A 21,331-nucleotide genomic window follows, 5' to 3' on the forward strand; every position below is an offset into this window, starting at 1 on the left:
TGGCTCCCTTCTAGTGACACTGACTTCCAGTGTAGATAAATGTGTTCCAGGAGGCGAAGGGTGGCATTGGAGACGGGTAGGCAATGATCCCTACGCACTTACCCTGGCCGTTCGCCGCCAGGGCGGTGATGGTCACGTAGCCCGTTCCGAGCACACAGACGAACGCAGCCGGGCCGGGTGCCATTTTGCAGGCGTCCTTGATTGTCAGGGCACCGAAAGAGCCGCCGGCGGCGATGAGGCTTGTTTCGCCCCTGTCGAAGTAGATCGAGCACCAGCCGATGCCGCAGCCGTACTCTGGGTCCGCCACGACCGGGTACGCCGCGCCACGGTGATCGACCTTCTGAACTAGCGTGTTCCCCGCCACCGTGTACGAGGTGGGGAGAGACTTCCCTGTGGCGTCCTTCGCCCATGGGGGCAGGATGTCGTTCAGCTGCTCGCCGGCGGCGTTCTTGACGGTGACGGAGCCGTTCTTGTTGAGGCTCAATTTGGTGTCGACGTTTCCGACGATGAACTTGTACTCGCTCGGCGCCGTGGGGGTGTTGATCACCACGTAGCCGGCTTCGGTGCCGTGCGGGCCGGTGCCGACGACGGTTCCGTAGTCGTTTCCGCGGGCGCGGTTGACCTTGACGCCGTTCTCGACGGTGGCAGTCGTGCCGGGCGCGGAGGCTACGAGGCTCACTGGCCCGAGCTTCGATTTGCCCGCGGGGTTGGCCGCCACGTTCCGCGCGGCGACATCGTTCTGCGCTCTGGCCGCAGGTGCGCCGACGAGGCCCTGCTGCTGGACCACGGTGAGCGGATCCTTGTGGTGGTTCGCTTCGGCGGCATTCGCCGGTCCGGCGACCCCCAAGGACGTAGCGAAGACGAGCGCGGCTGCGGCACCCGTCAGTAGCTTCTTCAGTGCTGGCATCTAGTTCTCCCCTGAACTATTTGTTGACTTGGAAAGTTTGACCGATCGTTCTGGCCATTTTTGACGCTATCTGACATGACGCGACATTCGCTGCCATCCCCGGGGCGTATTTTCTACACCGAATTGAATTTATTGGACGTCTGATACCCGCGCGGAGCAACTGCACTAGTCCAAGTGCTCGCATTCTCGACTCATCGTGTTTACCAGCAGGTATCCGGCGGTGGCATTCCCGAACTCAGCACCGGCGCTCATGTGGTTCACGTTCGGGGCGCGAAAATGCATCCAGTGGAATGCCTCGGTACTTGGAGGTGCTAGGTTCCAGATGGGTCGTCGCAGGAGTGTTGTTCGTCGGGTTGCTTGAATGCGGGCAGACAACACTGGAAAACGAGCATGCTGAGAGCCCGGCTGCGGATCCGGTGTAGTTGCACACGTTCGAACCCCAATGCACGACTCCCATGCGGTCGCAGGTTCACTCGTCCTGGCAGGCAATGCCGAATCTGTTACAGATCGCAGGGTCCGCGAACTGGATGAAGAAGAGGTCTTCTGTCGAGGACGGCTGTCCGACCTCCGAGCCTCTGGTCTGGTCCGGGGGTGCAGGAAGACCTCCGTTAATTGTCTGAACGACCGCGGGCGCTCGTCAAAGCGGGCACGAAAAAGTCCCGCCCGATCAAGCGTTTCAGCTGATCGGACGGGACTTCGTGGTGCACCCCCCGGGACTCGAACCCGGAACCCATTGATTAAGAGTCAATTGCTCTGCCAGTTGAGCTAGAGGTGCATCGTTGTGGCTTCTCAGCCGGGCTTTTCGGCCCGTCTGCGTTCCCCGCAACGAGTAAGAACTCTACTGGAGTTTTCCGCAAAAGTGAAATCGGGGCCGCGGAGCCTCCTCCGGGCGGCCCGGCGAGCCCTTCCGGCGCGGAATTCCGGGGGAGCGGACGGCAGGCGCAGTCGCAATCCGGGACCTTGAAACCCCTCCGGTGCCATTCTGTGAGGCAGGTCATAGACTGGCGGCAACGCGCCGGGTCTGCTCGCTGGGCCTGGTTCCCGAGCGACGGAGGATGCCATGACCGCAGAACCCACTCCAGACATCAAGCCGCGTTCCCGGGTGGTGACGGACGGCATCCACGCGGCTCCGGCCCGTGGCATGTTCCGTGCCGTCGGGATGGGGGACGATGACTTCGCCAAGCCGCAGATCGGCGTCGCGAGCTCCTGGAATGAGATCACTCCGTGCAACCTCTCCCTCAACCGTCTCGCCCTGGCGGTCAAGGAAGGCGTGCACGCAGGAGGCGGGTTCCCGATGCAGTTCGGCACCATCTCCGTCTCGGACGGCATCTCCATGGGACACGACGGCATGCATTTCTCCCTGGTCTCCCGTGAGGTGATCGCGGATTCGGTGGAGACCGTCATGCAGGCCGAGCGGATCGACGGCTCCGTGCTGCTGGCAGGCTGCGACAAGTCCCTCCCCGGCATGCTGATGGCCGCCGCGCGCCTCGACCTGGCGAGCGTGTTCCTCTACGCCGGCTCCATCATGCCCGGCTGGGTGCGGCTGGAGGACGGCTCCGAGAAAGAAGTCACGCTCATCGACGCCTTCGAGGCGGTGGGCGCCTGCGCCGCCGGAAGGATGAGCCGGGGAGACCTGGACCGGATCGAGCGCGCCATCTGTCCCGGGGAAGGCGCCTGCGGCGGCATGTACACGGCCAACACCATGGCCTGCATCGGCGAGGCGCTCGGGATGTCGCTGCCCGGTTCCGCGGCGCCACCGTCGGCAGACCGGCGACGTGACGACTTCGCGCGCCGTTCCGGTGAGGCCGTGGTCAACCTTCTGCGCCTGGGCATCACCGCCCGGGACATCATGACCAAGCCGGCGTTCGAGAACGCCATCGCGGTGACCATGGCGTTCGGCGGCTCGACCAACGCGGTGCTGCACCTGCTCGCGATCGCGCGGGAGGCCGGCGTCGACCTCGTCCTGGACGACTTCAACCGCATCGGCGACAAGGTCCCGCACCTGGGCGACCTCAAGCCGTTCGGCCGCTACGTGATGACGGACGTCGACCGCATCGGGGGAGTGCCCGTGATCATGCGGGCGCTGCTCGACGCCGGCCTCCTCCACGGCGACTGCCTCACCGTCACCGGCAAGACCGTGGCGGAGAACCTGGAAGCCATCAATCCACCGGATGTGGACGGCAAGATCCTGCGTGCCCTCGACAACCCGCTCCACAAGACCGGCGGCATCACCATCCTCCACGGCTCCCTCGCGCCGGAAGGCGCCGTGGTGAAGACCGCCGGGTTCGACGCCGACATCTTCGAAGGCACAGCCCGCGTCTTCGAGCGGGAACAGGGCGCCCTCGACGCCCTGGACCGCGGCGAGATCCAGAAGGGTGACGTGGTGGTCATCCGCTATGAGGGGCCCAAGGGCGGCCCGGGCATGCGGGAGATGCTCGCCATCACCGGCGCGATCAAGGGGGCGGGGCTCGGCAAGGACGTCCTGCTGCTGACCGACGGGCGCTTCTCCGGCGGCACCACGGGCCTGTGCATCGGTCACGCCGCCCCGGAAGCCGTCGACGGCGGACCCATCGCCTTCGTCAAGGACGGCGACCGGATCCGCGTGGACATCGCGGCGCGCTCGTTCGATCTCCTGGTCGATGAGGATGAACTCGCCTCACGCAGGGTGGGCTGGGCGCCGCTTCCGGGGCGCTTCACCACGGGAGTGCTGGCGAAGTACGCCAAGCTGGTCAACTCGGCGTCGACGGGCGCGTACTGCGGGTAGCGCACGCTTCCCAGGCGACGACGGCGGTGCGTGGCGCCGCCGTCGTCGTGACCGCATGCCGGACGCGACTGTCCGCATAGTGAGACGGAGCGTCCAGCAGTTGACACTAAATCACGCCACGGGGAAAACTGTAGCCATGACTGAAACCGTGATCGTCGTAGTCCTTACCAAGCGCGTGGCATAAGCCAAGCTGGTAACGGTCAGTCACGCGCAACCCCTCGAAGAGCCTCACGGCTGAGGGGTTTTTTTGTTGCTACAGACGCCACGATCAGTCACCCACCCGAAATCGCCCCGCAAGGGGCACCAACGAGGAAGAGTCCGATGAGCAAAGGATCGCCCATCAGCCCCACGCTGTTGGCTGCAAAGTCCGCGAAGAACGCGGAAAAGTCCGAGCGCGCCGTCACCGCTGCCGATGACGCAGCGGCCCTCTCTCCTGTCCTCGGGCCGAACAACGTTGTACCCCCAACGGAGATGACCGGCTCACAAGCACTCGTCCGCTCGCTCGAAGAACTCGGCGTCAAGGACATTTTCGGTTTGCCCGGTGGTGCCATCCTGCCCACCTACGACCCGTTGATGGCTTCCAGTTTGAATCACATCCTGGTCCGTCACGAGCAGGGAGCCGGCCACGCCGCGCAGGGCTACGCCATGGTCACCGGTGAGGTGGGCGTGTGCATCGCCACCTCCGGTCCTGGCGCCACCAACCTGGTCACCGCCATCATGGACGCCCACATGGACTCCGTGCCGATGGTGGCCATCACCGGTCAGGTCTCCAGTGGAGTGATCGGGACGGACGCCTTCCAGGAGGCGGACATCGTCGGCATCACCATGCCGATCACCAAGCACTCCTTCCTGGTCACGGACCCGGACGAGATCCCCCGGGTCATGGCCGAGGCCTTCCACCTCGCCTCCACGGGCCGTCCCGGCCCCGTCCTGGTGGACTTCGCCAAGGATGCACAGGTCGCCAAGACCATGTTCTCCTGGCCGCCCAAGATCGATCTGCCCGGGTACCGTCCCGTGCTGCGCGGCCACAGCAAGCAGCTCCGCGAGGCGGCCAAGCTGATCGGCGCCGCCAAGAAGCCCGTGTTCTACGTGGGCGGCGGCGTGCTCAAGGGCCACGCCTGCGAGGAGCTCAAGGAACTCGCGGAACTGAGCGGCGCCCCCGTGGTCACCACCCTCATGGCCAAGGGCGCTTTCCCGGACTCCCACCCGCAGCACGTCGGCATGCCCGGCATGCACGGAACGGTGTCCGCCGTCACCGCGCTGCAGCAGGCTGACCTGCTGATCACCCTCGGCGCCCGATTCGATGACCGCGTGACCGGCGTGCTGAAGACCTTCGCACCGAACGCCAAGGTCATCCACGCGGACATCGACCCGGCCGAGATCTCCAAGAACCGCACCGCGGACGTGCCGATCGTGGGCAGCGTCAAGGAGATCATCCCGGAGCTGACCGAGGTTCTCCGCGCGTACTTCGAGGCCAACGGCAAGCCCGACCTGGGCGCCTGGTGGGCTTTCCTGAACAACCTCAAGGAGACCTACCCGCTCGGCTGGACCGAGCCGGAGGACGGCCTGATCGCCCCGCAGCGCGTGCTGCAGCGGATCGGCGAGCTGACCGGACCCGAGGGCGTCTTCGTGGCAGGCGTCGGCCAGCACCAGATGTGGGCCGCGCAGTTCATCAAGTACGAGCGCCCGCACGCCTGGCTCAACTCCGGCGGCGCCGGCACCATGGGCTACTCCGTCCCGGCCGCCATGGGCGCCAAGGTGGGCAACCCGGACCGCGTGGTCTGGGCGATCGACGGCGACGGCTGCTTCCAGATGACCAATCAGGAACTCGCCACCTGCGCCATCAACAACATCCCGATCAAGGTCGCGATCATCAACAACTCCTCGCTGGGCATGGTCCGCCAGTGGCAGACCCTGTTCTACGAGGGCCGCTACTCGAACACGGACCTCAACACGGGCCATGACACCGTCCGGATCCCGGACTTCGTCAAGCTCGCCGACGCCTACGGCTGCGCCGCGCTGCGCTGCGAACGCGAAGAGGACATCGACGCCACCATCCAGAAGGCGCTGGAGATCAACGACCGCCCCGTCGTGATCGATTTCGTGGTCAGCCCCAACGCCATGGTGTGGCCGATGGTGCCCTCCGGCGTGAGCAATGACCAGATCCAGGTCGCCCGGAACATGACCCCCGAGTGGGAAGAAGAGGACTGATCATGAGCCGTCACACTCTCTCCGTGCTGGTGGAGGACAAGCCCGGCGTGCTCACGCGCGTCTCCGGCCTCTTCGCCCGCCGGGCCTTCAACATCAATTCCCTCGCCGTCGGCCCCACGGAGGTGCCGGGCACGTCCCGCATCACCGCGGTGGTCGAGGCGGAAGGTGACCTGATCGAACAGGTCACCAAGCAGCTCAACAAACTGATCAATGTGATCAAGATCGTAGAGCTCACGAGCGACGCTTCCGTACAGCGCGACCATATCCTGGTCAAAGTACGGGCCGATGCCGCAACGCGTCTGCAGGTCACCCAAGCCGCAGACCTGTTCCGTGCCTCCGTGGTCGATGTGTCCACCGACTCATTGATCATCGAGGCCACCGGTCATCCGGAGAAGATCACAGCACTGCTGTCAGTCCTGGAGCCTTTCGGCATCCGCGAGATTGTGCAGTCCGGCACCTTGGCCGTTGGACGGGGACCCCGCTCCATGAGTGACCGCGCACTGCGGTCCGCCTGAAGCCCACACGAGACACCGTTCAACCCCCACCATTCCAAGGAGAATTTCCATGACCGAGCTGATCTACGATGACGATGCAGACCTGACGATCGTCCAGGGCAAGAAGGTCGCCATCGTCGGCTACGGCTCCCAGGGCCACGCCCACGCCCAGAACCTGCGCGACTCCGGCGTCCAGGTCGTCATCGGCCTGAAGGAGGGCTCCAAGTCCATCGCCAAGGCGGAGGACGAGGGCTTCGAGGTCAAGAGCGTGGCGGACGCCGCCGAGTGGGCCGACCTCATCATGATCCTGGCGCCGGACCAGCACCAGCGCGCGATCTACAACGACTCCATCAAGGACAAGCTGACCGCGGGCAAGACCCTTGCCTTCGCCCACGGCTTCAACATCCGCTTCGGATACATCCAGGTTCCCGAAGGCGTCGACGTCATCCTCGTCGCCCCGAAGGCCCCCGGCCACACGGTGCGCCGCGAGTACGTCGCCGGCCGAGGCATCCCGGACATCATCGCCGTCGAGCAGGATGCCACCGGCACCGCCTGGGAGACCGCGAAGTCCTACGCCAAGGCCATCGGCGGCACCCGCGCCGGCGTCATCAAGACCACCTTCACCGAGGAGACCGAAACCGATCTCTTCGGCGAGCAGGCAGTCCTCTGCGGTGGCGTGTCCCAGCTGGTCCAGTACGGCTTCGAGACCCTGACCGAGGCCGGCTACCAGCCGCAGATCGCCTACTTCGAGGTGCTCCACGAGCTGAAGCTCATCGTCGACCTCATGTGGGAGGGCGGCATCGCCAAGCAGCGCTGGAGCGTCTCCGACACCGCAGAGTTCGGTGACTACGTCTCCGGCCCGCGCGTCATCGACCCGCGCGTCAAGGAGAACATGGCGGCCGTCCTGGCCGACATCCAGAACGGCGCCTTCGCCAAGCGCTTCATCGATGACCAGGACAACGGCGCCGTCGAGTTCAAGGAACTGCGCGCCAAGGCGGAGCAGCACCCGATCGAGGCCGTGGGCAAGGACCTCCGTGCCCTGTTCTCCTGGAAGCAGCAGGACTCCGACTACGTCGACGGTTCCGCCGCTCGCTGATCCCCACCCGGGGGATCGCGATCCTTCACAAAAGGGAAGCCGATTCCCGGCACGCCGCACCGAACCAGTAATCTCGGTGCCAGGCGTGTGAAGCAAGGACGCCGGGCCCGCACAGTGCGCGGGCCCGGCGATTCCACGCTCAGGACACCTGAGACAAGCCACTGCAGTATCGATCGCCACAAAGAGGTCACCGGTGACAGACACCAAGCCCGTAGTACTCATTGCCGAAGAACTATCGCCTGCCACCGTGGCGGCACTGGGACCGGATTTCGACATCCGGCAGACCGACGGCGCAGACCGTTCCCAGCTCCTGCCGGCCCTGGCCGACGCCCACGCCATCCTGGTCCGCTCCGCCACGCAGGTGGACGCTGAGGCCATCGCCGCCGCGCCGAACCTCAAGGTGATCGCCCGCGCCGGCGTCGGCCTCGACAACGTCGACATCAAGGCCGCCACCCAGGCCGGTGTCATGGTGGTCAACGCGCCGACCTCCAACATCATCTCCGCCGCCGAGCTCACCGTCGGCCACATCCTCAGCCTGGCCCGCCACATCCCGCAGGCCTGCGGCGCCCTCAAGGCGGGCGAGTGGAAGCGCTCCAAGTACTCCGGCACCGAGCTGTACGAGAAGAAGATCGGCATCATCGGCTTCGGCCGCATCGGCGCGCTCGTGGCCGCCCGCCTCCAGGCGTTCGGCACCGAGATCCTCGCCTACGACCCCTACGTCACCTCGGCCCGCGCCGCACAGCTCGGCGTCAAGCTGGTGACTCTGGACGAGCTCCTGGCCCAGTCCGACTTCATCACCATCCACATGCCGAAGACCCCGGAGACCGTGGGCATGCTCGGCGCCGAGGCGTTCGAGAAGATGAAGGAGACCGCGTACGTGGTCAACGTCGCCCGCGGCGGCCTGGTCGATGAGACCGCGCTGCACGAGGCCCTCGTGGCCGGCAAGATCGCCGGCGCCGGCATCGACGTGTTCTCCAAGGAGCCCTCCACGGACCTGCCGTTCTTCGGCCTGGACAACGTGGTGGTCACCCCGCACCTGGGCGCCTCCACCGCGGAAGCCCAGGAGAAGGCCGGGATCTCCGTGGCCAAGTCGGTCCGTCTCGCCCTGGCCGGCGAGCTCGTCCCCGACGCGGTCAACGTGGCCGGTGGCGTCATCCACTCGGACGTGCGCCCGGGCATCCCGCTGATCGAGAAGCTCGGCCGGATCTTCACCGCGCTCACCCACGACTCGGTGACCCAGATCGACGTCGAGGTGGCCGGCGAGATCGCCGCGCTGGACGTCAAGGTCCTGGAACTGTCCGCCCTCAAGGGGGTGTTCGCCGACGTCGTCTCCGAGCAGGTCTCCTACGTCAACGCCCCGGTGATCGCCGAGCAGCGCGGCATCAACGTCCGCCTGATCACCACGGAGAATGCCGAGGACTACCGCAATGTGCTGACGCTGCGCGGCGCGCTGAGCGACGGCTCGCAGATCACCGTGTCCGGCACCCTGACCGGCCCCAAGCAGGTCGAGAAGCTGGTGGGCGTCAACGGCTTCGACGTCGAGATCCCCATCACCGATCACCTGATCGTGGTCAGCTACCAGGACCGTCCCGGCGTGGTCGGCACGATCGGCCACATCCTGGGCATGAACAACATCAACATCGGCGGCATGCAGGTGGCTCGCAGCACCGAAGGCGGCGACGTGATGGCGCTCCTGACGGTCGATTCCTCCGTTCCGCAGCAGGTCCTGGACGCCATCAAGGCGGGCGTGGGCGCCAATGCCGTGCGCGAGGTCGACCTCGAGTCGTAGGGCCACACTGATGGGACCGCGGGTCCCGGGAACCGGGGCCGGTCTGCCTACAATAGCTATGGCGCTTTGAGCGCCACAGCGGTCGGCAGGCCGGCCCTGAGCCTTGAACCACCCCGTCGGAGCGTGGGCGAAGCCATGTCTGCAGAGCAGCCCTCTCCCGTTCCCTCACCCCAGGAGTGCAATGAACGCCGTTGAACGGTTCATCAGGAGCCGCGTGCTGCTGCTGACCGCGACCATCCTGATCGTGACCATGGCGCTGTCCGTCCTGGTCCAGAGCAGCTCACAGGCTGCCCTGGTCAAGACCGTGGACCAGAACTCCCGTGGCCTCTACGACATCCTGGTGCAGGCGCCGGGGCAGGGGGACGGCAAGCTCATGCAGCCGGACATCGTCACCGGCCAGGGCGGGATCAGCTTCGACCAGCTGGACAAGATCCGTCAGATGGACGGCACCTCGGTGGCCGCGCCCATCTCGCTGGTCTCCCGCGTGACACAGAACCTTGAGGCTCCTCAGCTCCGTGCGATGGACTACCTCGGCTACAACTCGGGCCTCGTGGGGCTGCAGCAGACCAGCACCCCGGGCTCCACCGACGGATCCAAGTGGCCGCAGGCCGAATCCGTGCTTCCGGACAAGGCCACCAAGTACCGCATCACGGCCAGCGCCACCAGCTCGGACGGGGTGACCGAGCGGCAACTGTTCAGCACCGTGGGTGAAGGGACCCTGGGCAAGGCCAAGGTCGTGGAGACCACCGTGGCCGGTGGCAAGTCCGTGCAGATCCAGGCCCCGGACGGCGAGACCGGCATCAAGTTCCCCGCCCCGGCGGGCACTTCCACCCACACCCTCTTCAACGCCAACATCGCGCTGCCCCTGGCCCCCGAGATCAGCGAATCCGTGGTGGCCGTGGACCCGACCGCCGAGCGCGCGCTGCTCGGGGACGCCGGTGCGTTCCTCGCCCCGCTGGAGAAGGCTCCGCCCGCGGACGGGCGCAACGCCGGGGCGATCGGCCGTTTCTTCCAGGAGAAGCTCTCCTCCGGCATGTCCCAGCAGGACATCCAGGACGGTCCGGACTTCCTCGGCGTGCGTCTGAAGTACTGGGCCCCCACGCTCATGCAGTACGAGGCGAGCGTGCGCAGCAAGCAGATCACCGACGACTCGCAGGCGATCCCGCTCGTCGTCCGTCAGGGCACCGATCTGGACGTCAAGTACAACGTCAAGATCGAGGAGCTCGACGACGCCGGCAAGGTGACCAAGGAGGTCGGCACCGTCTCGAAGAACCTCGGTGACGGCTACCTCCCGTTCGTCTCGAAGTCCCCGTTCGTCCTGCAGTGGCCGGGCGGCACGGATCACTCCGATCTGCTGGGGTCGACCTCCAGCTTCGCGTCCGGCCTCTACGACCCCGCCACCTGGAGCACCCAGTTCGCTGCCGCCCCGGACTACTCCGCCAAGGGCACCGGGGCCAATGGCTCCGAGGAGAAGCAGGCCGTTCCCGGTGACTGGGTCACGGTCAACAGCCTGCCGGAGCGCGCCCTCGACGGCACCGCCGTGGATCAGGGACAGCGCAAGCCGGTCCAAGACCGTTCCTACCGCAAGGACGTCGCCCGCGGCGACGCCAAGGCGACCCCGCTGCCCATCGTCTACGGCACGTTCGACCCCTCCGCGGTCCAGAAGGCGGCGGGCGACATCAACCGCCTGCCCCTGGGCGGCTACGATCCCGTGCCGTTCAGCCTGGCGAAGGACGCCTCGGGCAACGACGCCGGCTCCAAGGCCCTCAAGCCGAGCCTGAGCGCCACGGGTCTGGTCAGCCAGTCCGCCGGCGCCATCACGGACTACTACGGTCTGGCCGCCGCCCGCGGTTACACCAAGGACGCCGACGTCGTGGACGCCGTCCGCGTGCGCGCCAAGGCCGAAGGAGGCTGGCGTCAGGCCGGCGGCGACATCGCCAAGCTCGCCGACCAGATCCGCGCCCTCGGCCTCAAGGCCACCATCGTCTCCGGCTCCGCCCGCGAGGACGCCAACATCTTCGTCCCGGGCTACAGCAAGGACGCCTCCGGCGCCGAACAGGCCCTCGGAACCGTCCAGCAGTCGTGGGTCCGTCAGGACGCCGCGGCCGCCGTGAGCAGCTCGCTCTCCGGGACCAACATCATGCTTCTCTTCCTGGCCCTCCTGGGCGCCACGCTGCTGACCGCGGCCTCCACGGTCAGCTACGTGCGCAAGCGCCGCGCGGACGCGTCCATCCTGCGCGCCATGGGCTGGAACCAGAAGCAGATCAGGAAGTGGGTCCTCCAGGAGTTCGGTGTGGGCGCCGCGGCACTGGCCGTGGCGGGCCTCATCCTCAGCCTGCTGAGCTGGAACCTGGCCACCGCGATCGTCTCCCTGCTGGTCCTGGTCATCTACGCCGTGGCGGCCTGGCTGGCCGTGCGCCAGCTGCGTCACCACCACGTGGTGGACCAGGAAGTCGTGGACGACGCCAGCCTCATCACGATCGACTCGCCGCTGACCTTCGCCAACCGCCAACTGAAGACCCACCGCTTCAACACCCTGGCCCTGGCCGTCGCCGTCGGCGTCTTCGGTGCGGCAGTCGGTGCGCTCGTGTCCGTCCTGGTCGACATCCCGCGCGCAGCCGGCGCTTCCGCCCTGGGTGGCCTGGCGGCGGGGAGCATCGTGCTCCCGGCCATCATCCTGGCCGTCGCGGGCGCCGTCGTCGGGCTGTTCCTGACCATCGTCACGGGACGCTTCGAACTGGGCGCCAAGCGCGAGCAGATCGGCGTGCTGAACGCGATGGGCTGGAACCCTGACATGCTCCGTCAGGTGCGCTTCTTCGAACACGCCCTCGTGGGCCTGTACGCCCTTCCCATCGGCGTGCTGGGTGCCGCGCTCCTGGGTATTTTCCTCGCCCCCTACGCGGCCATCTGGGCCGGCCTGGCCGGTCTGCTCGCCGTCGTACTGTGGGTTCCCGTAGCGACAAGGATCATTCGATGACCGTTGAACCAGAATCCCGGAAGAACCGCCGCGCCGAAGAGCGCCCGGCCCCGACCCAGGACCAGGAGAACACCGTGAGCGTGGAGCAGCCCATCGAGGACGCCACCGAACTCCAGACCCGTGCGAACACCATCATCAAGGTGGCCGACCACGAGACCCCACTGCGGCTGGAGGACGTGACCATCCGCTACGGCGGGGAGCGGAACGGCGCCGAGCGCGTCACCGTGGTCGAGGGCTTCAACATGGACCTCGACGCCGGTGAGATGCACTGCGTCGCCGGCCGTTCCGGCTCCGGCAAGACCTCCATCCTGACCGTGAGCGCCGGCCTCACCCTGCCGACCAGCGGCCGCGTGTTCTGGGAGGACGCACCGCTCGACGCGATGAACGACGACGAGGTGGCCGACCGCCGTCGCGCGCTCATCGGATACGTGGACCAGGGCGGCGCGCTCATCGAGGGCATGAGCGCCCTGGAGAACGTGCTGCTGCCCGCGGTCCCGGACGGCGAGGTGGAACAGCGCACCGAGATGGCGAAGGACCTCCTCGAACTGGTGGGACTGGGCAAGCGCATCAAGCACCGCCCGGCTCAGCTGTCCGGTGGCGAACGCCAGCGTGTGGCGATCGCCCGCGCGCTCATCCTCGGCACCCGCGTCCTGGTGGTCGACGAACCGACCGCCAGCCTGGACCGCGCCGCGGCCAACAAGATCATCGGCATCCTCAAGGACACCACCAAGGACGGCATCTCGGTCCTGGTCGCCTCACACGACCACGAGCTCATCCGCGTGTCCGACTCGATGACCGAACTCAACTGAGCACCGCCCAGCGCCCCGCACGCACCGCAGGAGAGAACACACCGTGACGCAGCAGAAGCCGTCCTATTACCTGACCACGGCCATCACGTACCCGAATGGCGTCCCGCACATCGGGCATGCCTACGAGTACATCGCCACGGACGCCATGGCGCGCTTCAAGCGCCTGGACGGCTACGACGTCATGTTCCTGACGGGCACGGACGAGCACGGCATGAAGATCGCGCAGGCCGCCGAGAAGGAGGGCATCACGCCCAAGGAACTCGTGGACCGCAACGCCGAGATCTACAAGGCCACGCACGCGGAACTGGGCATCAGCTACGACCGCTTCATCCGCACCACGGATGAGGACCACTACGCGGCGAGCCAGGAGATCTGGCGCCGCATGGAGGCCAACGGCGACATCTACCTCGGCAAGTACGAGGGCTGGTACTCGGTCCGTGACGAGGCGTTCTACGGCGAGGACGAGACCGAGCTCCGCGAGGACGGCAAGCGCTACTCCAAGGCCACGGACACCGAGCTGACCTGGACCGAGGAGGAGAGCTACTTCTTCCGGCTCTCCCAGTACCAGGAGAAGCTCCTGGCGCTTTACGAGGAGCAGCCGGAGTTCGGCTACCCGCGGAGCCGTTTCAACGAGGTCATCAGCTTCGTCAAGGGCGGGCTCGAGGACCTTTCGATCAGCCGCACGACGTTCGACTGGGGTGTGCCCGTCCCGGGCGACGACAAGCACGTGATGTACGTCTGGGTGGACGCGCTGACCAACTACCTGACCGGCGTCGGCTTCCCGGACGACGCGGGGGAGAAGTTCCAGCGGTTCTGGCCCGCGGACGTGCACGTGATCGGCAAGGACATCTCCCGCTTCCACGCCATCTTCTGGCCGGCGTTCCTCATGAGCGCCGGGCTGCCGCTGCCCCAGCGCGTGATGATCCACGGCTTCCTGCACAACAACGGTGTGAAGATGTCCAAGTCCCTGGGCAACGTGGTGGCTCCCGCGGACTTCGTGGCCCAGTACGGCCTGGACCAGGTGCGGTACTTCTTCCTGCGCGAGGTGCCGTTCGGCGCCGACGGCAGCTACAACCACGACGCGATCGTGGGCCGTATGAACGCCGATCTGGCCAACAACTTCGGCAACCTGGCCCAGCGTTCTCTCTCGATGGTGGCGAAGAACTGCGACGGCGCGGTGCCGGTGCCAGGTGACTTCACGGCCGCCGATGAGGCGATGCTGGCCCAGGCCGACGCGCTGCTGGAGACGGTCCGCGCCGAGTTCGAGGAACAGCAGTTCTCGCGGGCCCTGGAGGCCATGTGGCACGTGCTGGGGGAGTGCAACGCGTACTTCGCCGAGCAGCAGCCGTGGGTTCTGCGCAAGACCGACCCTGCCCGGATGAACACCGTGCTGTACGTGACGCTGGAGGTGCTGCGCCAGGTGGCCATCCTGAGCCAGCCGGTCATGCCCGGTTCCGCGGGCAAGGTCCTCGATCTGCTCGGCCAGGAGTCCGAGGAGAGCCGTCTCTTCTCCGCCCTGAGCACGCGTCTGGTGGCCGGCACGGCCCTGCCCGCTCCCGCCCCGGTGTTCCCCAAGTATGAGGAGCCCGCAGAAGCCTGATTCGCCTTCTTCCTGACGCGAGGGAACAGCTGAGGCCCGGAAAACATGGTTTTCCGGGCCTCAGCTGTTCCCTCGCGGAAGGCATCGCCTTGCCGCGGGAGGCGGATCAGCTCACGGCCAGACCCTCCACCGGGGAGAGACGCGCGGCGCGCCGGGCCGGCACGATCGAGGCGAGCAGCGCCGCCACGACCGCGACCAGGAGGACGCCCGCGATGCCGAGCCACGGGGCGTCGAAGGGAACCGGACCCATCACGCCGAGGGCCGACTTCGCCCCGAGCCAGCCGAAGGCCGAACCCAGCACCACGCCCAGCAGGGCGGAGACCCCGGCGATCAGGACCGCTTCCAGAGCCAGCATGAGCCGGAGCTGGCGCCGTGTCAGGCCGAGCGCCCGCAGGAGTGAGTTCTCCCGGGTGCGTTCCAGCACGGACAGGCTCAGCGTGTTGGCCACGCCGATCAGGGCGATGAACACCGCCACGGCCAGCAGTGCCGTGACCACGAGCAGCATCACGTTGATGACCTCTTCGAACGCGGCCCGTTCCATGACGGCTCCGCTCACGAACGCCGCCGGGACGTCCAGCGTGGTCGCGATCGAGTTGACGATCCCGCGGATGTCGCTCGCCGCGACATCGGCGTTGAGCTTCACCCAGAGCTGCTCGCCGGCGCTGGGCAGCGAGTTGTTGATGGTCCGCGCGTCGTCCAGGGTCATGACGGGGATCATCTCGTCGGTCTTGGTGCGCACGGCTTCCAGGACGATCTTGCCGCGCGGGCCGTTCACGGTCACGGGGCCCTTCGGCCCGGTGCGGGAGACCAGCAGTGTCCCGTTCTGGGGCTGACGGTTCTGATCGTTGAGCACGGTGCGTGCGGCACTCGGATCCACGGCGTAGACCGTCATTTCGGAGCCGTTCGCGCCCTCCGCGGTGTCGGCGAAGCTGCCTGCCTTGACCAGGATGGCGCTGGCCGCCACACCCTTCAGCCCGGAGACGCTCTGTGCGGAGGCCGCGGTGAACGCCTTGGATGACCCGCTCTGGCCGTCGGCGGGACCGGCCGGGGAGCTGACACTGATGTCCACGGGGTAGCGCTCGGCCAGTCCTTGTCCCAGGGCCGCCTTGGCGGAGCCGGCGCCCACCATCATCATGGTCACGAGCGTCACGCCGATCAGCAGCGCCGACGCCGTGGCGGAGGTGCGCGCCGGGTTGCGGACCGCGTTGAGGGCCGCGAGCCGGCCGGGAACGCCACTGGGGTGTGCCAGACGGCCGAGGCCGCGGACGGCGCCCGGGATGAACAGCCCGGCGCAGAACAAGATGCCCAGGAACGTCAGGAGTCCGCCCGGAAGGGCCACCGGGAGGCTGTTCAGCCAGGCCCCGCCCAGCAGCATGGGCAGGCCGATGAGCATCAGGACGAAGCCGATCACCAGGCGGACGCGGCCGCGGCGGTTGCTCAGAGACGCGTCGTCGAGCGGTCGCAGAGCGGCCAGGGGAGCGACGCGCGTCGCGGCCCGGGCGGGCACCAGTGCGGCGATGAAGGTCATGATCACACCGATGAGCACGCCCGCCACGAGGGCCACCGGGTCCACGGCGAGCGTGGCGAAGGAGCGGGTGGGATCCGTCTTGGCCAGGGCGATCAGGCCTGCGAGGACGCCGATGCCCACGAGAGCGCCCACCACCGAGGAGACCAGGCCGACGATCGCGGCTTCCAGCAGCACCGAGGACCGGATCTGCGACCGGGTGGCGCCGATGCAGCGAAGCAGCGCGAGCTCCCGGGTCCGCTGGGCGATGATGACCGAGAACGTGTTGGACACCACCAGGGCGGACACGAACAGCGCGATCACGGCGAACGCGAGCAGCACGATCGTCAGCTGGTCCTGGCCGTCCGTGAACGTCTGGACCTGCGCGACGGCGGCTTCCTCCGGAGTCCTGACGGCTGCGGCCACGGGGTTGGACTCCAGCGCCTTCGCGGCCGCCTGCTTGACCTGGCCGAGGTCGGCGCCGGGCGCCAACTTGAGCTGGATCATGGCCACGCGGTCCTCACCGGCGCTCAGCTGGGAGACCACGGAGGCCGGGGCGAGCAGCTGCGCGAAGCTGCCGCGCAGTGGATCGGAGCTGGGCTCCAGAATGCCCGAGATCTTCAGCTCGATCTTGCCGGGCTTGGCGGGAGTTCCGTTCTCCTCAGGACCGGACGGCGCCTGGAGCTTGAGCACGGAGCCGACGCTGAGGCGGAACTGCTCGGCCGTGCTGGCGTCGACCGCCACTTCGCCGGTGGCGCCCGGCAGATGGCCGGAGCGGGTGCGCGCCGATTCCAGTTCGGCGGGCGCCGAGTTCTGGACCATGCCCATGAACGAGGCGTTGTTGCCCTCCACCACGGTCATGGCGTTGGCCTGGCCGTAGACGGTCTGCACGCCGGGCACCTTGGCCAGGGTCCTGACGTCCTGGGCGGTGAAGTTCTCGGTGCTCTTGACGGGGGACACCACCAGGCCGGCCCGGTGATAGCTCTCACCGAGGCTGGCCGCCAGCGAGGCCTTGGTGCTGGAGGACACCAGCAGGGTGCTCACCAGGAAAGCGACCGCGAGCATGATGGCCAGGCCCACGGCGATGAAGCGGCGCCCGTGGGTGCGCAATTGGGACAGTGCGACGCGCAGCATCAGGCCCCCAGCTCGCTCATGGCGGCCAGCACGGACTCCGCGGTCGGTGACTCGATCTGGCCCACCACCTGGCCGTCGCTCATGAGGATCACCCGGTCCGCGTAGCTGGCCGCGACGGGATCGTGGGTGACCATGATGATGGTCTGGCCCAGTTCCTTGCTGCTGCGTCGGAGGAGGGAGAGGACCTCGGCGCCGGAGCGCGAGTCCAGGTTGCCGGTGGGCTCATCGCCGAACAGCACGTGCGGCCGGGTCAGCAGCGCGCGTGCGACGGCGACGCGCTGCTGCTGCCCACCGCTGAGCTCGTGCGGGCGGTGCTTCAGCCGGTCTTTGAGTCCGAGGACGTCCACGATGAAGTCGAACCATTCCAGATCGGCCTTCCCGCCGGCGAGTTCGATGGGCAGCAGGATGTTCTGCTCAGCGGTGAGGGTGGGCACCAGGTTGAAGGCCTGGAACACGAAGCCGACGTTCTCGCGGCGCAAGGTGGTGAGCTGTGTGTCGTTCAGGTCGGTGATCTCGGTCTCGCCGAGGCGGATGCTGCCCGAGTCTGCGGTGTCCAGGCCTGCGAGGAGGTGCATGAGGGTGGACTTGCCGGAGCCGGACGGTCCCATGATGGCGGTGAAGCGGCCCTTGGCGAAGTCGATGCTGACGTCGCGGAGGGCGGCCACGGCGGTTTCGCCCTTGCCGTAGTTCTTCACCAGGTGCTGGGCGCTGACGGCCGGCTGAGTGGTGCCGGAGGGCGACCCGGGGGATGGGAAGTTCTGAGTTGTCGTGGTCATGCTTCCACGCTATGGCGCGGAGCGTCCCGGGCGGATCGGGCCGTGGTCTGCCTTTGGGAACGGGCGGGCTCATACCGGAGGATGAGGTCCGGGCCCGGAGTCTCCGCCCAGGGTCAGCCGACGCCCGGGGTGACCACTCCGGCCTCGTACGCCATGACCACCAGCTGCACGCGGTCCCGGGCCTGCATCTTGGCCAGCACGTGTCCCACGTGGGTCTTGACGGTGGCCTCGGAGACGAACAGCCTGGCGGCGATCTCCGGGTTGGAATCGCCCACGGCGATCATCTCGAACACCTCGCGCTCGCGGGGCGTGAGGGAATCGAGTTCCTCTTGATGGTTGCCCCGGGCCTGGGGGCTGTTGCGGAGCATCGGCGCCACGTGATCCAGGAGCCGGCGAGTGGTGGAGGGGGCGATCACGGCGTCGCCGCGGTGCACGGTGCGGATGGCCTCCAGGAGTTCCTCCGGCGGGGCGTCCTTGAGGAGGAACCCGCTGGCGCCGGCCTGGATGGCTTCGAGCGCGTACTCGTCCAGGTCGAAGGTGGTCAGGACCACCACCTTGAGGTCGGCCCGCTGGGATCCGGGGTTCTGGCGGGAGGAGTCCTCCAGGAGACGGCGCGTGGCTTCGATTCCGTCCATGCCCGGCATGCGCACGTCCATGAGGACCACATCGGCCGCGGTGGCGGCGAGGTTCTGGAGTGCTTCGAGGCCGTTGGACGCTTCGACCACCACGTGCAGGTCGGGCTGGGAGTTGATGAGCATGCTGAATCCCGAGCGGACCAGTTGCTGATCGTCCACCAGGGCGACGCGGATGGGGGTGGGTTCCTGCATGCTCAGGCCTCCGAGTAGGGGATCAGTGCTTCCACGGTGAATCCTCCGCCGGGGGCGGGTCCTGCCGTGACCTCTCCATCGTAGAGCGCCACGCGCTCCGCCATTCCGCGCAGCCCGTTGCCTCCGCCGGAGGTGGGCGGGTCTGCGGCGGCGCCGCGGCCGTCGTCGGTGACGGCGACGTGCAGTCCCTTGCCGCTCCACCGCAGCGTGGTGTTGACCGACGCCGCAGGCCCGGCGTGTTTGAGGCAGTTGGTGAGCGCTTCCTGCACCAGGCGGTACGCGGTCAGTCCCGCTCCGGCGGGGAGGGTGGAGCGCGGGGCGCCCTCCTCCTGAAGCGCGACGACGAGCCCGCTGGACCGCATGTCCGTCACCAGATGAGGGATGTCCTCGAGCCCCGGCTGAGGCCGGTACTCGGTGTCCTCTTCCTGCCGCAGCACTCCGAGGAGCCGGCGCATCTCGGCCAGGGACGAGCGGCCGGTCTGAGCGATCGTTTCGAGGACCTTGCGGCCCATTTCGGGGTCCGCCACCGCGGCGTAGCGGCCGCCATCGGCCTGGGTGATGATGACCGAGAGGGAGTGCGCCACGATGTCGTGCATCTCCCGGGCGATGTGCGCCCGTTCGTCCGCGGCGGCCAGCTCCCGTTCCTGCTGGTTCTCGACCTCGAGCCGGCGGGCGCGGTCCTCGAGGGCCTGAATCCGGATGCGGCGCGCACGGGTCAGCGCCCCGAGGGTCCAGCAGAACAGCACCACCAGCCACAGGGTGACCGACGCCAGCCCGACGCCGAAGAGCTCCCCGCGGGAGAAGCCGCCTGCGTTCTGGATCAGGATCTTGGCGGGGAGGAGGACGCCGCCGAGCAGGCCGAGCAGAAGGGCGAAACGGCCATCCCAGCGCCGCCCGTAGGCGGCCGCCGCGTAGATGATGAAGGGGACGGCCAGGATGCCTCCGGCCAGGTCGTATTCGATTCCGAGACTCGCGAGGCAGAGCACCGCCAGCGTCCACATCGCGAGCCGGGGCCGGGTGCGCCGCCAGGCGAGGGTGGCGAGCATGGGGACGCTGAGGACGGCGCCCCAGATCCTGCTCGTGTACATCGTGTCCGTGCTGTCCGGATACGGAATGAGCGACACCAGGTAGATCGATCCCACCCCGAGGATGACGAGGACCGCCACGATCGCGTCCACGGTGAAGTGGTGCCGGTGGGTCCACTGGGTGATGCGCTGCCAGAATTCCATCGCTCCGACCCTATGCCACGGCCCGGCGCCCGGTCCTCAACCCTGGGTCGGAATTCACCGCAGGCACACCGGAATCAGGCCGCGGTCCACAATGCGAGACGCGTTGACCATATTCTGGATGCTCTGGCACTGTGGAAACATGAGCACGAGCACCATTGACCTGGCAGTCATCCCCGGCGACGGCATCGGACCCGAAGTCACCGCCGAGGCTCTCGCGGTGCTCACGGCCGCCGTCGAACGTGACGGCGTTCAGGTCGACCCGACCCACTACGCGCTCGGCGCGCAGCACTGGCTCGAGACCGGCGAGACCCTGCCGGAGTCGGTGCTCGAAGACCTGAAGACCCGGGACGCCATCCTCTTCGGCGCCATCGGGGCTGCTCCGGGTGACACCCGGATCCCGTCAGGCCTGATCGAGCGCGAGCTGCTGCTCAAGCTGCGATTCTCCTTGGACCACTACGTGAACCTGCGTCCTTCCCGCCTGTACGGCACGGTGGGCAGCCCCCTGGCGAACCCGGGGGAGATCGACTTCGTGGTGGTCCGTGAGGGCACCGAAGGCCCGTATGTGGGCAACGGCGGATCCCTCCGGACCGGCACCCCGCACGAGGTGGCCACCGAGGTCTCGCTCAACACGGCCTACGGCGTCGAGCGCGTGGTCCGGGACGCCTTCCGGCGTGCCAGCCAGCGCCCCCGCAAGAAGGTCACCCTGGTGCACAAGCACAACGTCCTGGTCTTCGCCGGGCACCTGTGGAAGCGCACCGTGGAGGCTGTGGCTCAGGAGTTCCCTGAGGTCAGCCACGATTACCTGCACATCGACGCGGCCACCATCTTCCTGGTGACCGATCCCAGCCGCTTCGATGTGATCGTCACGGACAACCTCTTCGGTGACATCCTCACCGACCTCGCCGCTGCCGTCACGGGCGGCATCGGCCTGGCGGCGTCCGGGAACATCAACATGGACCGCACCGCACCGTCCATGTTCGAACCCGTGCACGGCTCGGCGCCCGACATCGCCGGCCAGCAGAAGGCGGACCCCACGGCGGCCATCCTCTCCGCCGCGCTCCTGCTCGATCATCTGGGCCACCACGAGGCGGCCCGGCGCATTGAGACGGCCGTGGCGGCCGACGTCGAGTCCCGCACGGGTGCCGCGCGCACCACGAGCGAGATCGGCGCAGCCATCACCGAAGCCGTCCGCAAAGCGTAAGCTTGACAAGGAC

At 67.5% G+C, this 21,331-nt stretch carries 14 protein-coding genes and 1 tRNA gene; 9 read left to right on the top strand and 6 right to left on the bottom strand.

Annotated elements, in window-relative coordinates:
• Positions 1-10: 10 nt before the first annotated feature.
• Positions 11-907: a hypothetical protein gene (locus AB4Y75_RS04365; protein WP_441434649.1), complete on the bottom strand. Its 897-nt coding sequence runs from the start codon at positions 905-907 to the stop codon at positions 11-13.
• A 699-nt stretch (positions 908-1,606) separates the two neighbouring features.
• A tRNA-Lys gene (locus AB4Y75_RS04370) sits at positions 1,607-1,682 on the bottom strand.
• A 285-nt stretch (positions 1,683-1,967) separates the two neighbouring features.
• Here AB4Y75_RS04370 and ilvD point away from each other — a divergent pair.
• From ilvD to metG, 8 genes are all read left to right on the top strand, one after another.
• On the top strand, positions 1,968-3,671 hold the full coding sequence (ilvD, locus tag AB4Y75_RS04375) for a dihydroxy-acid dehydratase (protein WP_441434650.1): 1,704 nt from the start codon (positions 1,968-1,970) through the stop codon (positions 3,669-3,671).
• A gap of 321 nt (positions 3,672-3,992) precedes the next feature.
• A complete protein-coding gene (locus AB4Y75_RS04380; protein WP_278266714.1) occupies positions 3,993-5,882 on the top strand; it encodes an acetolactate synthase large subunit in 1,890 nt (629 codons plus the stop codon).
• A 2-nt stretch (positions 5,883-5,884) separates the two neighbouring features.
• Complete coding sequence (gene ilvN / locus AB4Y75_RS04385) at positions 5,885-6,397, top strand: acetolactate synthase small subunit (RefSeq protein WP_066210822.1); 513 nt, start codon at positions 5,885-5,887, stop codon at positions 6,395-6,397.
• 49 nt (positions 6,398-6,446) lie between these two features.
• Positions 6,447-7,472, top strand: coding sequence for a ketol-acid reductoisomerase (gene ilvC / locus AB4Y75_RS04390; protein ID WP_441434651.1), 1,026 nt, complete (start codon positions 6,447-6,449; stop codon positions 7,470-7,472).
• A 193-nt stretch (positions 7,473-7,665) separates the two neighbouring features.
• Positions 7,666-9,261 carry a phosphoglycerate dehydrogenase gene (serA, locus tag AB4Y75_RS04395; protein WP_441434652.1) on the top strand — a complete coding sequence of 532 codons (1,596 nt, stop codon included), beginning with the start codon at positions 7,666-7,668 and terminating at the stop codon, positions 9,259-9,261.
• A 181-nt stretch (positions 9,262-9,442) separates the two neighbouring features.
• Positions 9,443-12,238: an FtsX-like permease family protein gene (locus AB4Y75_RS04400; protein ID WP_441434653.1), complete on the top strand. Its 2,796-nt coding sequence runs from the start codon at positions 9,443-9,445 to the stop codon at positions 12,236-12,238.
• Positions 12,235-13,047 (top strand): ABC transporter ATP-binding protein, encoded by an 813-nt coding sequence (locus tag AB4Y75_RS04405; RefSeq protein ID WP_441434654.1) that lies wholly within the window; start codon positions 12,235-12,237, stop codon positions 13,045-13,047. The genes AB4Y75_RS04400 and AB4Y75_RS04405 overlap by 4 nt, the downstream gene beginning before the upstream one ends.
• A gap of 43 nt (positions 13,048-13,090) precedes the next feature.
• Positions 13,091-14,647, top strand: a complete 1,557-nt coding sequence (metG, locus tag AB4Y75_RS04410; protein WP_441434655.1) for a methionine--tRNA ligase — start codon at positions 13,091-13,093, stop codon at positions 14,645-14,647.
• Positions 14,648-14,753: 106 nt separating this feature from the next.
• On the opposite strand, the gene AB4Y75_RS04415 is transcribed toward metG, so the two are convergent.
• From AB4Y75_RS04415 to AB4Y75_RS04430, 4 genes are all read right to left on the bottom strand, one after another.
• Positions 14,754-17,285 (bottom strand): ABC transporter permease, encoded by a 2,532-nt coding sequence (locus tag AB4Y75_RS04415; protein WP_441434656.1) that lies wholly within the window; start codon positions 17,283-17,285, stop codon positions 14,754-14,756.
• Complete coding sequence (locus tag AB4Y75_RS04420; protein WP_441434657.1) at positions 17,285-18,061, bottom strand: ABC transporter ATP-binding protein; 777 nt, start codon at positions 18,059-18,061, stop codon at positions 17,285-17,287. Before AB4Y75_RS04420 ends, AB4Y75_RS04415 begins: the two co-directional genes overlap by 1 nt.
• Before the next feature lie 113 nt (positions 18,062-18,174).
• Positions 18,175-18,888 (bottom strand): response regulator, encoded by a 714-nt coding sequence (locus AB4Y75_RS04425; protein ID WP_441434658.1) that lies wholly within the window; start codon positions 18,886-18,888, stop codon positions 18,175-18,177.
• Between the two features lie 2 nt (positions 18,889-18,890).
• Positions 18,891-20,117 (bottom strand): ATP-binding protein, encoded by a 1,227-nt coding sequence (locus AB4Y75_RS04430; protein ID WP_441434659.1) that lies wholly within the window; start codon positions 20,115-20,117, stop codon positions 18,891-18,893.
• Positions 20,118-20,256: 139 nt separating this feature from the next.
• Between AB4Y75_RS04430 and AB4Y75_RS04435 the strand changes: the two genes are divergently transcribed.
• Positions 20,257-21,318 carry a 3-isopropylmalate dehydrogenase gene (locus tag AB4Y75_RS04435; protein ID WP_441434660.1) on the top strand — a complete coding sequence of 354 codons (1,062 nt, stop codon included), beginning with the start codon at positions 20,257-20,259 and terminating at the stop codon, positions 21,316-21,318.
• Positions 21,319-21,331 lie beyond the last annotated feature (13 nt).

Source organism: Arthrobacter sp. RAF14, assembly GCF_052114185.1.
In the GTDB taxonomy this organism is placed as follows: Bacteria; Actinomycetota; Actinomycetes; order Actinomycetales; family Micrococcaceae; genus Arthrobacter_E.